This is a genomic window from Dactylosporangium sp. CA-139066, from assembly GCF_050936175.1.
Lineage (GTDB): Bacteria > Actinomycetota > Actinomycetes > Mycobacteriales > Micromonosporaceae > Dactylosporangium.
The window spans coordinates 7,974,788-7,985,347 of sequence record NZ_JBNJNH010000001.1 but is presented as its reverse complement, the minus strand read 5'-3'; the positions used below and the strand labels follow the sequence as shown (position 1 = coordinate 7,985,347).

The 10,560-nt window shown below is 73.0% G+C and carries 10 protein-coding genes; 7 read left to right on the top strand and 3 right to left on the bottom strand.

Annotated features, from left to right (window positions below; genetic code table 11):
• The first annotated feature begins 20 nt into the window (after positions 1 to 20).
• Together ACQEVU_RS36500 and ACQEVU_RS36495 are read left to right on the top strand one after the other, a co-directional pair.
• Positions 21 to 1,004, top strand: coding sequence for an ABC transporter substrate-binding protein (locus ACQEVU_RS36500; RefSeq protein WP_433331793.1), 984 nt, complete (start codon positions 21 to 23; stop codon positions 1,002 to 1,004).
• A gap of 185 nt (positions 1,005 to 1,189) precedes the next feature.
• Complete coding sequence (locus ACQEVU_RS36495; RefSeq protein ID WP_433331791.1) at positions 1,190 to 1,522, top strand: STAS domain-containing protein; 333 nt, start codon at positions 1,190 to 1,192, stop codon at positions 1,520 to 1,522.
• Between the two features lie 11 nt (positions 1,523 to 1,533).
• Here ACQEVU_RS36495 and ACQEVU_RS36490 read toward each other — a convergent pair whose 3' ends face one another.
• Positions 1,534 to 2,943, bottom strand: a complete 1,410-nt coding sequence (locus ACQEVU_RS36490; protein ID WP_433331789.1) for a PLP-dependent aminotransferase family protein — start codon at positions 2,941 to 2,943, stop codon at positions 1,534 to 1,536.
• On the opposite strand from ACQEVU_RS36490, the gene ACQEVU_RS36485 reads away from it, so the two are divergent.
• Positions 2,942 to 3,961 (top strand): DMT family transporter, encoded by a 1,020-nt coding sequence (locus tag ACQEVU_RS36485; RefSeq protein WP_433331787.1) that lies wholly within the window; start codon positions 2,942 to 2,944, stop codon positions 3,959 to 3,961. The two genes, ACQEVU_RS36490 and ACQEVU_RS36485, sit on opposite strands and share 2 nt — an antisense overlap.
• A 44-nt stretch (positions 3,962 to 4,005) precedes the next feature.
• On the opposite strand, the gene ACQEVU_RS36480 is transcribed toward ACQEVU_RS36485, so the two are convergent.
• Positions 4,006 to 4,392, bottom strand: coding sequence for a low affinity iron permease family protein (locus tag ACQEVU_RS36480; protein WP_433331785.1), 387 nt, complete (start codon positions 4,390 to 4,392; stop codon positions 4,006 to 4,008).
• Positions 4,393 to 4,584: 192 nt separating this feature from the next.
• Between ACQEVU_RS36480 and ACQEVU_RS36475 the strand changes: the two genes are divergently transcribed.
• The 3 genes from ACQEVU_RS36475 (at position 4,585) to glnII (ending at position 8,627) form a co-directional block, all read left to right on the top strand.
• Entirely contained in the window at positions 4,585 to 5,736 is a 1,152-nt protein-coding gene (locus tag ACQEVU_RS36475; RefSeq protein WP_433331783.1) for an AI-2E family transporter, read from the top strand.
• A gap of 219 nt (positions 5,737 to 5,955) precedes the next feature.
• Positions 5,956 to 7,278, top strand: coding sequence for a condensation domain-containing protein (locus ACQEVU_RS36470; RefSeq protein WP_433331781.1), 1,323 nt, complete (start codon positions 5,956 to 5,958; stop codon positions 7,276 to 7,278).
• Between the two features lie 320 nt (positions 7,279 to 7,598).
• A complete protein-coding gene (gene glnII / locus ACQEVU_RS36465) occupies positions 7,599 to 8,627 on the top strand; it encodes a glutamine synthetase (protein WP_433331779.1) in 1,029 nt (342 codons plus the stop codon).
• Here glnII and ACQEVU_RS36460 read toward each other — a convergent pair whose 3' ends face one another.
• Positions 8,628 to 9,716 carry a hypothetical protein gene (locus tag ACQEVU_RS36460; RefSeq protein WP_433331777.1) on the bottom strand — a complete coding sequence of 363 codons (1,089 nt, stop codon included), beginning with the start codon at positions 9,714 to 9,716 and terminating at the stop codon, positions 8,628 to 8,630. It lies immediately after the preceding gene.
• A 64-nt stretch (positions 9,717 to 9,780) separates the two neighbouring features.
• Between ACQEVU_RS36460 and ACQEVU_RS36455 the strand changes: the two genes are divergently transcribed.
• On the top strand, positions 9,781 to 10,470 hold the full coding sequence (locus ACQEVU_RS36455; protein ID WP_433331775.1) for an SRPBCC family protein: 690 nt from the start codon (positions 9,781 to 9,783) through the stop codon (positions 10,468 to 10,470).
• Positions 10,471 to 10,560: the final 90 nt, after the last annotated feature.

Below are 10,560 nucleotides of genomic sequence, written 5' to 3'. Positions count from 1 at the left end.
TTGCGAATGGAGACGGTTCCATGCACAGAAAGGCGTTCACCGCGCTGCTCGGCGCGACGGTCCTCACGTTAGCCCTCGGCGCCTGCTCCGACACCGCCGACCAGCCCGGGTCCGGTGCGAGCGGCGGCAGCGGCAAGCAGCCGTACGTCGCGCTCATCTCGAAGGGCTTCCGCCACCAGTTCTGGCAGGCCGTGAAGGCCGGCGCCGAGCAGGCCGGCAAGGAGTTCAACGTCAAGGTGACGTTCGAGGGCGCCCAGGAGGAGGGCAACGTCGAGCAGCAGATCCAGCTGCTGCAGACGGTCATCGACAAGCACCCCGACGCGATCGGCTTCGCCGCCATCGACAGCCAGGCCGCCGGCCCGCTCATGCAGCAGGCCAAGAGCCAGAAGATCCCGGTCATCGCGTTCGACTCCGGTGTGGACAGCGACGTGCCGATCACGACCGCCTCCACCGACAACCTCGCCGCCGCGGCCGAGGCGGCCAAGCACATGGCCGACAAGATCGGCCACGAGGGCAAGATCGCGCTGGTGATCCACGACCAGACGTCGGTCACCGGCGTCCAGCGCCGCGACGGCTTCGTCGACTATATGAAGAAGAACGAGCCGAAGATCCAGATCGTCGACACGCAGTACAGCGGCGACCCGCTCAAGGCGACCGACCTCGCGAAGGCGATGATCACCGCCAACCCGGACCTCAAGGGCATCTACGGCTCCAACGAGGGCGCCGCGATCGGCGTGGTGCACGCGGTGCAGGAGAAGGGGATGAACGGCAAGCTGACGGTCGTCGGCTTCGACTCGGGCAAGGACCAGATCGACGCCATCAAGGCCGGCAACATGGCCGGTGCCATCACCCAGAACCCGGTCGGCATCGGCTACGAGACCGTGAAGGCCGCGGTCGCGGTCATCAAGGGCCAGAAGGTCGAGAAGACGATCGACACCGGCTTCTACTGGTACGACAAGACCAACATCGACGACCCGAAGATCTCGGCGGTGCTGTACCAGTAGGTCCGGCACGAGGCAGACCGGCACCCGGCGCAGGGCGGGTGCCGGTCACCGTGCGTGGTGGTCGATCTCTCCGCGTGACTGGCGAGCGTAATGCCCGTATCGTGAGAGCGGCTCGGATCGTGGAAAGTGAGCCGCCGATGAGTCCCGCCGATCGCTTTGGTGTATTTCCTGGCCTGCATGTCACCGTGGAGCCGTTGCCGGGGCAGGCGCTCCGCGTGCGGGTGGCGGGGGAGGTGACGATGGAGAACGTCGCCGAGCTCAGGACCGTGCTCTTCCGGGCCGTCGACGACGTGCGGGCCAAGGCCGTCGAGGTCGACCTCGCGCTCGTGACCTTCATGGACTCGACCGCGATCGGCAAGCTCGTGTCCGCCCGCGCGCACGCCGTCACCAGCAACAGCGACCTCTGGGTGGTCAACCCGAGCCCGGGCGTGCGCCGCGTCCTGAGCCTCCTCGGGCTGCTCGAGATCCTCAGCACGCCGACCGGCAACGGCGGCTGGGCGCCCCCGAAGTCGGCCTAGCCGGCCCGCGATCAGTATCGCTGATCGCCGACGTCCTGCAGGGCACGGGCGAGGCGGTGCACGCCCTCGTCGATCCGGTCCGGCGGGGCGGCGGCGAACGTCAGGCGCAGGTGCGGGGCGTCGGGCTCGGCGGCGTACCACGGCCGGCCCGGGAAGACGACCACGCCCTGCGCCGCCGCGGCCGTCGTCGCGGCCACGTCGTCGGTGCCGTCGGGCAGCGTGAGCCAGGCGTGCAGGCCGCCGCGCGGCACCGGCGGGGGCGGGCAGGCGGGCAGGTGCCGGCGTACGGCGTCCAGGAGCGTGTCGCGCCGGGCCCGCAGCTCGGCCCGCAGCGCGCGCAGGTGGCGGGGCCAGGCCGGCGAGGTGACGAAGTCGAGGGCGGCCTGCTGCAGCGGCCCGGTGACGAAGAAGTCGTCGAGGACCCGCGCCGCGCGCAGCCGGGCCCCGGCCGGCCCGCGGGCGCCGATCGCGGCGACGCGCAGGCCCGGCGCGGCCGACTTGGTGAGGGAGCGCAGGTAGACGACGTGCCCGTCGGGGTCGTCGGCGACGAGCGGGGGCGGCGGGTCGGCGTCGATGGCGAGGTCGCGGGCGTAGTCGTCCTCGAGCAGGAACGCGCCCGCGGCCCGGATCTCGGCGAGGACCGCCGGCCGGCGGGCGGGGGAGAGGGTCGCGCCGTGCGGGTTGGCGAACAGGGGCTGGCAGTAGAAGAGCCGCGCACCGGTGCGCCGCAGCGCGGCGGCCAGCAGGTCCGGCCGTACGCCTTCCGGATCCGCGGGAACGGGAACGACCCGCAGCCCGGCGGCCCGCGCGGCGGCGAGCGCCCCCACGTACGTCGGCGACTCGACGAGCACGGTGTCGCCCGGCGCGGCGAGGGCCCGGAACGCCGTTGACAGCGCCGACTGCCCGCCCGGGCAGATGACGAGGTCGTCGGCCCGCATCGCGCCGCCGGCGGTGCGGGCGAACCACGCGCGCAGGTCCTCGCGCCCCTCGACCGGCCCGCGCTGCCAGCTCGACGGGTGGCGCGCGGCCCGCGCGAGGGCCGCGCCGAGGGCGGCGACCGGCTGGAGGTCGGCGTCGAGGTACCCGCTGGAGAGCGGGATCGCGCCGGGCCGCGGCATCGCCAGCAGCGCCTGCATCGCGTCCTCGCCGGCCGGGCGGGGCCCGAGCGCGATCGACTGCCAGGACAGGTCGGGCCGGGCCGCCGGCGCCGCCCGCCCGGCCACGTAGGTGCCGCGGCCCGGCTGCGAGTCGAGGACGCCCTCGGCGGCCAGGGCCCGGATCGCCCGGCTCACGGTGATCGGCGAGGCCCGGTGCTCGGCGGTCAGCTCCCGCACGGTCGGCAGCCGCGCCCCCGGCGCCGAGGCGGCCGCCCGCGCCCGCAGATCTTGGATAACGCGAACGGTTGCGTTATCGTCATTCATGAGGAACAAGGATAACGTTACTGGCACGGATGCGATAACGGGGGCCGCCCTCGGCGCGCTCGGGGTCCTCGGCTTCAGCATGTCGCTGCCGGCCACCCGCGTCGCCGTCGAGCACCTCGACCCGTGGTTCGTCGCGTTCGGCCGGGCCGTCGGCGCCGGCCTGCTCGCCATCGCGTACCTCGCCGCCGTGCGGGCGCCCCGCCCGACCCGCGCGCAGTGGCGCCGCCTCGCCGTCGTCGCGCTCGGCGTGGTCGCCGGCTTCCCGATGTTCACGTCGCTGGCGCTGCAGACGAGCACCGCCGCGCACGGCGCCGTCGTCGTCGCGCTGCTGCCCGCGATCACCGCCGGCTTCGCCGTCCTGCGCGCCCGCGAGCGCCCGGCCCCCGCGTTCTGGTTCGCCGGCGCCGCCGGCCTGGTCGCCGTGCTGGCGTTCGTGCTCCTCAGCGGCGCCGTCTCCGGCGCGCTCGGCCCGTCCGACCTGTTCCTGCTGGCCGCCGTCGCGCTGTGCGGCCTCGGCTACGCGGAGGGCGGCGCGCTGTCCCGCGAGCTCGGCGGCGCCCGCACGATCTGCTGGGCCCTCGTGCTGTCGCTGCCGTTCACCGCCGCGATCGCCGGCCTGGCCGCCGCCAGCCACCCGCCGCACGCCCCGGCGCCGGCGTGGGCGGGCTTCGCGTACCTCACCGTGATCTCGATGTTCCTGGGCTTCTTCGCGTGGTACGCCGGCCTCGCCCGCGGCGGCGTTGCCCGCGTCGGCCAGATCCAGCTCGCCCAGCCGATCCTCACCATGGCGTGGTCGGCGCTGCTGCTGCACGAGCACGTCCCGCCGGCCGCGATCGCCGCCGCGGTCGCCGTCCTGGCCTGCGTCGCCGCGACCCAACGCCTCCGCGGCGGAACATCGGACGGGCTACCGCGACGCCCGTCGTGGGCGCGGCCCGTGACTCCCGGGCCTGCGGCGTCCGCGCTGCCTTTTGAAAAGCCAAGACCCGCGGCGGCGCGCGCGGGCGGGGAACAGGACTGATCCCACTCGCCGGCGGCCACCCGGTCTGACGCCGCAAGGGCAGGTCAGGAACTCTCGCGGTCCTCCAGGCCGACCGCGTCGCGGAGCTCGGTGACCGCGTCGTGCAGGCCGCGGCGATCGTGGATGTCGGCGGTGTGGGTCATCAGCACCGCGACCGCCTCGGCCAGTGCGTTGAGCTTGTCCTGGGTGGACTGGTCGTTGCGGGTCTGGGTGTTCTGCAGCAGCGCCACCAGCAGGAAGGTGACGATGGTGGTCGCGGTGTTGATGATGAGCTGCCAGGTGTCGACGTTCTGGATCACCAGGATCGACGGCGCCCAGATCAGCACCAGCAGCAGGCAGGCGGCGAAGAACCAGGCCCGGGACACGAACGTGGCGGCGTGGGTGGCGAACCTGTCGAAGAACGACAGCTTCGGCGTGACATCGCTGGGCATGTGCGGTGCCCGCCGTTGACCGGCCGCGACAGGTTGCCTCGTACTCATGTGCCCGCTGTTACCCGGGTACCGGCCGCGGCGAAACTCCGCCGCGGCGGTGGTCTTGGTGATCGGTCCGCGTGGGTACATGTCGACACGTGGGCGCAGACGGCGCCCGCCGGCGTTGCGCCCTCACACGACTGGACGGGACTCATGGACACCGAGCGGAGCACCGCCGGCGACGGCCCGGCGATCGCCGAGCAGGACACGATGGCGCTGGCCGAGCAGCGCGCGGCCGAGGGCCGCACCGACGACGCGCCGCTCGGGGTGCCCGGCCGGCCGCTGAACCGCCGCTCGCCGTACATGGTGGGGCTGCTCGGCGCGTTCGGCGTGGCCACCACCTACGCCGTCGTGCTGCTCGTCTCGGCGGCGCGGGAGGTGCTGATCCTCATCGGCCTGGCGCTGTTCCTGGCGATCGGGCTCGACCCGTTCGTGCGGCGGCTGGGCCGGGTCATGTCCCGCGGGCTCGCCGTGCTGACCGTCACCGTGGTCATGCTCGGCATCGTCGCCGGGTTCCTCGCCGCCGCCATCCCGCCGCTGGTCACCCAGAGCACCAACCTCGCGCACGACCTGCCCAGCTATATCAGCCAGCTGCGCGACCACAGTTCCTTCGCCGGGCACCTCAACGAGCAGTACCACATCCAGAGCCGCGTCGAGCAGATGATCTCCGGCGACAACGGCGGCAACCTGGTCGGCGGCGTGCTCGGCGCGGGGCAGGTCGTGCTCGGCGCGTTCGGCTCGACCGGCACCGTGCTGGTGCTCACCATCTACTTCCTCGCCGACCTGCCGCGCATCCGCCAGCTCATCTACCGCATGGTCCCCAACTCCCGCCGCCCCCGCGCAATGCTCATCGGCGACGAGATGTTCGCCAAGGTCGGCGCGTTCGTGCTGGGCAACCTCGCCACCTCCCTCATCGCGGGCGTCGGCACGTTCGTCTGGCTGGAGATCTTCGGCGTGCCGTACCCGCTGCTGCTGGCGATCCTGGTCGCGCTGCTCGACCTGGTGCCGATCGTCGGCTCCACGATCGGCGGGATCATCGTGTCGCTGATCGCGTTGAGCGTCTCGGTGCCGGTCGCGATCGCCACCGCCGTGTTCTACGTGGTGTTCCGGCTCGCGGAGGACTATCTGCTGGTACCGAAGATCATGGGGAAGGCGGTGGAGGTACCGGCGACGGTCACCTTCGTCGCGGTCCTGGTCGGCGGCGCGATCCTGGGCATCGTCGGCGCCCTCGTCGCGATCCCGATCGCCGCGGCCGTGCGCCTGCTGCTGCAGGAGACGGTGTTCCCGCGTCTGGACCGCACCTGACGGCGGACGCCGCAGGCCCGGGAGTCACGGACGGCGACCACGGCGGGCATCGCGGTAGCACCCTCCTGCACCGCAACCGCTGGCTGTGAACGCCGCCGCGCCGTGGAAGTTTCCTCGCCGGCCACCCACAACGCGCGGCCGGCGAGGCGCACCCAGACGTATTTACTTCTTTCGTTATACGGTTCACCGCACCATCGCGACATCCAGCCAGGGGGCGGCATGCCGGACCGGATCATGGTCCCGTTCCGCGGCGCCGGCAGCGGCGCCGACGAGCTGAGCTGGGGGCAGCGGGAGCTGTGGGGCGGGATGCTGCGGCAGGAGACCTGGATGCCGATGGGGGTCGTGCGGCCGCTGCCGGAGGGCACGACCCTCGACGACGTGGTCGCCGAGCTGCGGTTCGTGCACGAGCGCTACCCGTCGCTGCGCACCCGGCTGCGGTTGCGCCCGGACGGGCCGCCCCGGCAGGTGCTGTCGGAGTCCGGCGAGGTGTCGCTGGAGGTGATCGACGCCCCCGACGACGGCGATCCGACCGTCACCGCCGAGCAGGTCCGGGCCCGGCTGTACGAGACCGACCACGACGTGGAGCGCGACTGGCCGGTCCGGACCGCGGTGATCCGCCACCGCGGCGTGCCGACCCACCAGGTCACGGTGGTGTGCCACCTCGTCGCCGACGGCTTCGGCTCGCTGGTCCTGGTCGAGGAGGTGGCCCGGTGGCGGCGGGCCGGCCGCCGGCTCGACGACCCGCCGGCCGCGCTGCAGCCGCTGGAGCAGGCCGCATGGCAGCGCTCGCCGGCCGGGCAGCGGCAGTCGGCCGCGGCCCTGCGGTACTGGGAGGGCGTCCTGCGCACCATCCCGGCCCGCCGCTTCCCCGGCCCGGTCGATCCGCGCCGGCCGAGGCACTGGCAGGCCGCCTTCGCCTCCCCGTCGCTGCATCTGGCGGCCCAGGCCGTCGCTCGGCGCGCCGGCACCGACCGCACGACGGTGCTGCTGACCGCGTTTGCGGCCGGGCTGTACGCGGCCGTCGGCATCCACCCGGTGGTGGTGCGGGTGGTGGTCAGCAACCGGTTCCGCCGGCCGCTCGCCGGCACGATGAGCCCGGTCAGCCAGCCCGCGCTGTGCGTCGTCGACGTCGCCGGCCTGCCGTTCGAGGAGGCCGTGGTGCAGACGGGCCGGCGGGCGCTCACGGCGTACAAGCACGCCTACTACGACCCGAACCAGCTCGACGCGCTCATCGATCGGGTCGGCCGGGAACGGGGCGAGGAGCTCGACGTCGCCTGCTACTTCAACGACCGCCGGCCGCTGAGTACCGCCGACGAGGGCCCGCCGCCGACCGTGGACGAGGTGCGGGCGGCGCTGCCCGAGACGAGGTTCCACTGGACGGCCCGGCAGGACCGGCCCAGCGAGCGGCTGTTCGTGACCATCAGCGACACCCCGGACACCGTCGAGCTCGACATCTGCGGCGACACCCACCACGTGCCGCCGGCGGCGCTGGAGGCGTGCGTGCGGGGCATGGAGGCGGTGACCGTCGCCGCGCTCACCTGACCGGCCTCGCCCCGCCGGCCGCCTCGGCGGTGCTGCTCCTCGGCGCGGCGCTGCTGCTCGCCGGAGCGGGACGGCTGGTCTGCCGCGCGGTCCGGACGATGACCCGGCACCGCGGTCACGAAACCCCTCGGGCCGAACAACAGGCAGCGCACGGCCGGTCGTCCCAGCCGGGCGGCGGTGACGCCGGACACAGCCCAGGAAACATGTGCGACACATATAGGCAATGGCCGGGAAACCGCCCGTTGCCAGGCTTTATGTGTCGCCGCGGCGACCCAGTGCCGCAGCGCCGCGCAGTCCGGAACCACCGAAGGATGTGGATCGTGAGCTTCAAGGCTGAGTACATCTGGATCGACGGCACCGAGCCGACGGCCAAGCTCCGATCCAAGACGAAGATCCTCGAGGACGAGGCGAAGGGCGCCGAGCTGCCGATCTGGGGCTTCGACGGGTCCTCCACCAACCAGGCCAAGGGGCACGCCTCCGACCGGGTGCTCAAGCCCGTGTTCACCTGCCCCGACCCGATCCGCGGCGGTGAGCACGTCCTCGTGCTGTGCGAGGTGCTCAACATCGACATGACGCCGCACGAGACCAACACCCGTGCCGCCCTGGCCGAGGTCGCGGAGCGGTTCGCCGCGCAGGAGCCGATCTTCGGCATCGAGCAGGAGTACACCTTCTTCGACGGCGCCCGCCCGCTCGGCTTCCCGGCGAACGGCTTCCCGGCTCCGCAGGGCGGCTACTACTGCGGCGTCGGCGCCGACGAGATTTTCGGCCGCGACATCGTCGAGGCGCACCTGGACAACTGCCTCCGGGCGGGCCTTGGCATCTCCGGCATCAACGCCGAGGTCATGCCCGGCCAGTGGGAGTTCCAGGTCGGGCCCCTCGCCCCGCTGGAGGTTGCCGACCAGCTGTGGGTGGCCCGCTGGCTGCTCTACCGCACGGCCGAGGACTTCAAGGTCTCCGCCACCCTCAACCCGAAGCCGGTGAAGGGCGACTGGAACGGCGCCGGCGCGCACACCAACTTCTCCACCAGGGCGATGCGCTCGGGCTACGACGCGATCATCACCGCGTGCGAGGCGCTCGGTGAGGGTTCCAAGCCGATGGACCACGTCAAGAACTACGGCGCCGGCATCGACGACCGCCTGACCGGCCTGCACGAGACCGCCCCGTGGAACGAGTACAGCTACGGCGTGTCGAACCGCGGTGCCTCGGTCCGCATCCCGTGGCAGGTCGAGAAGGACGGCAAGGGCTACATCGAGGACCGCCGCCCGAACGCCAACGTCGACCCGTACGTCGTGACGCGGCTGCTCACCGAGACCTGCTGCACCGCACTGGAGAAGGCCGGCCAGGTCTGATCAGTACCGGACGATGAGCGCGATCCGCCCGTCCGAGGCGAGGCTCTCGTCGCCGACGAACGTCACGTCGCCGCCCTGGCGGGCCACCGACTCCACCACGTCGTCGACGGCGTCGTCGAGCAGGGTGCCGCCGTCGTCCGCGTGCGGCTGCTGGTCGGGCGGGTGCAGGTGGTCGCCGTGGACCCACGCCGGGCTGTGGTAGCCCTCCTCGACCAGCAGGTGGGCGCCGCGGCCCTGGTGGGCCAGGGCCCACACCTCGGGCAGGCCCGCGGCGAAGCGGTTCGCGCCGCGGGCGGCGTCCAGGGACTCCAGGGCCGCGACCTGCTCCATCGCCGTGTACGCGGCCAGGCGCGGGGCTAGCAGCTGGTACACCTCGTGGGCGCCCGCGTGGTCGTAGTTGCCGGTGACGGTGCCGGCCAGCCGGTGGGGCCAGACCTCGGCGAAGAACGCCAGGTACCGCTCGACGCCGAGCACGAACACCGGGCGCGTGTCGAGGGCGTCGACGTCGGCGAGGGCGGCGGCGATGTCGCGGAAGAACTGGCGGTGGCGCTCGTCGCGGTGGGCGCTCGGGTTCTGGCCGTAGTCGCGCGGCAGGCCCATCGCGCCGCCGGGCCCCTCGTGGGTGAACGGGAAGCCGTGCGAGGTCACCTCGACGAGGTCGGGGCCGTCGCCGCTCCACAGGCGGGTCGGCTGCTCGGAGAGCACGAGCGCCCAGTACCGGTGGCGGCGGGCGGCGTCGGCGACGACGTCGCGGACCTCGTACGTGTCGGCGATGACGACGCGCTCCTGCACCGGGCTCTCCAGCAGCCGCACGTGCACCTGGCCGGGCGAGGCGAACAGGGCGAGCCCCTCGCCGGTGTGCCGCAGGTCGACGTGCTCGGCGGCGGTGGCGATGTCGTCGTACACCTGCGCCGCCACGTCCCGCGGCACCCCTTCGTCGTGCTCGAGCCGCCGCCGGGCCTCCGACAGCAGGTTGCGCAGGCGGATCGGGTCCTGCTGGTTCGCGGGCGCCGTACGATGCGTCGGCATCAGCAGCGAGACCGCCGGATACCCGGTCGGGGTCAGCGTCGCGAGATCCTTCACCGTCATGCGCCCACGGTGCCTCCGGCGGGTCGCGTCCGCCGCCGCCCGCCCGGGATGAGAGGCTCGCACCGTGGGTAAGCGATTCGAGATCGTGCGCGAGGGCACGCTGCCGGTCGGCCAGGTCGAGGTCTTCGACGGCTTCACGAACGGCACGGCCGGCTGGCTGTGGCCGGTCGAGTACGAGCCGCGCGAGGGCGGCGCCGCCGGCTTCGGCGGCACGGTGACGGTCTGGGACCCGCCGCACCGCGTGGTCAGCCGCATGGAGGGCCCCGAGGGCTGGTTCAACGAGCTCGAGCACGTCGTCACCCCGGCCGAGGGCGGCGCACACTTCCGCTACGTGCACAGCGGCATCTTCGTGGACGACTGGGAGCAGCAGTACGACGGCGCCGCCCAGCACACGGACTTCTACCTGCACACGTTCGCGCAGTACCTGCTGCACTTCCGCGGCCGCCGCGCCACGTGGGCCAGCGTCGACGCCCCCGCGTCCCTGGGCTTCGCGCCCCTGCGTCGCGCCCTGACCGGCGACGCCGCCGAGGGCGCGACGGTGTGGCTCGACGCGCCGATCACCGGCCCGGTCGAGGCGGTCGTCGACTACCACCACCCGCACTTCGCCGGCCTGCGCACCGGGGGCGCGCTGATCCGGCTGTTCGGCCGCTCGGCGTTCGGGGGCGCGGACGCGGTCGCCGTCCACGACTTCACCGGCACGGACCCGGCGGCGCTGGAGTCCGCCTGGAGCGAGTGGATGACCAACCAGAAATAGGCCGGGCTCGGGTCCGTGCAACTGACGACCGTTCTTCCCACGAGACACCGGTCGAAGCTGACGCTTCTCCCTGCCAGCTCCGCGCGGCCA

What these genes read in the sequence shown, in the direction of transcription:
- ACQEVU_RS36500 (WP_433331793.1), top strand. Translation starts at nt 21, where the DNA reads ATGCACAGAAAGGCGTTCACCGCGCTGCTCGGCGCGACGGTCCTCACG.
- ACQEVU_RS36485 (WP_433331787.1), top strand. Translation starts at nt 2,942, where the DNA reads ATGAGGAACAAGGATAACGTTACTGGCACGGATGCGATAACGGGGGCC.
- ACQEVU_RS36490 (WP_433331789.1), bottom strand. Translation starts at nt 2,943, where the DNA reads ATGAATGACGATAACGCAACCGTTCGCGTTATCCAAGATCTGCGGGCG.
- ACQEVU_RS36480 (WP_433331785.1), bottom strand. Translation starts at nt 4,392, where the DNA reads ATGCCCAGCGATGTCACGCCGAAGCTGTCGTTCTTCGACAGGTTCGCC.
- ACQEVU_RS36475 (WP_433331783.1), top strand. Translation starts at nt 4,585, where the DNA reads ATGGACACCGAGCGGAGCACCGCCGGCGACGGCCCGGCGATCGCCGAG.
- ACQEVU_RS36470 (WP_433331781.1), top strand. Translation starts at nt 5,956, where the DNA reads ATGCCGGACCGGATCATGGTCCCGTTCCGCGGCGCCGGCAGCGGCGCC.
- ACQEVU_RS36460 (WP_433331777.1), bottom strand. Translation starts at nt 9,716, where the DNA reads ATGACGGTGAAGGATCTCGCGACGCTGACCCCGACCGGGTATCCGGCG.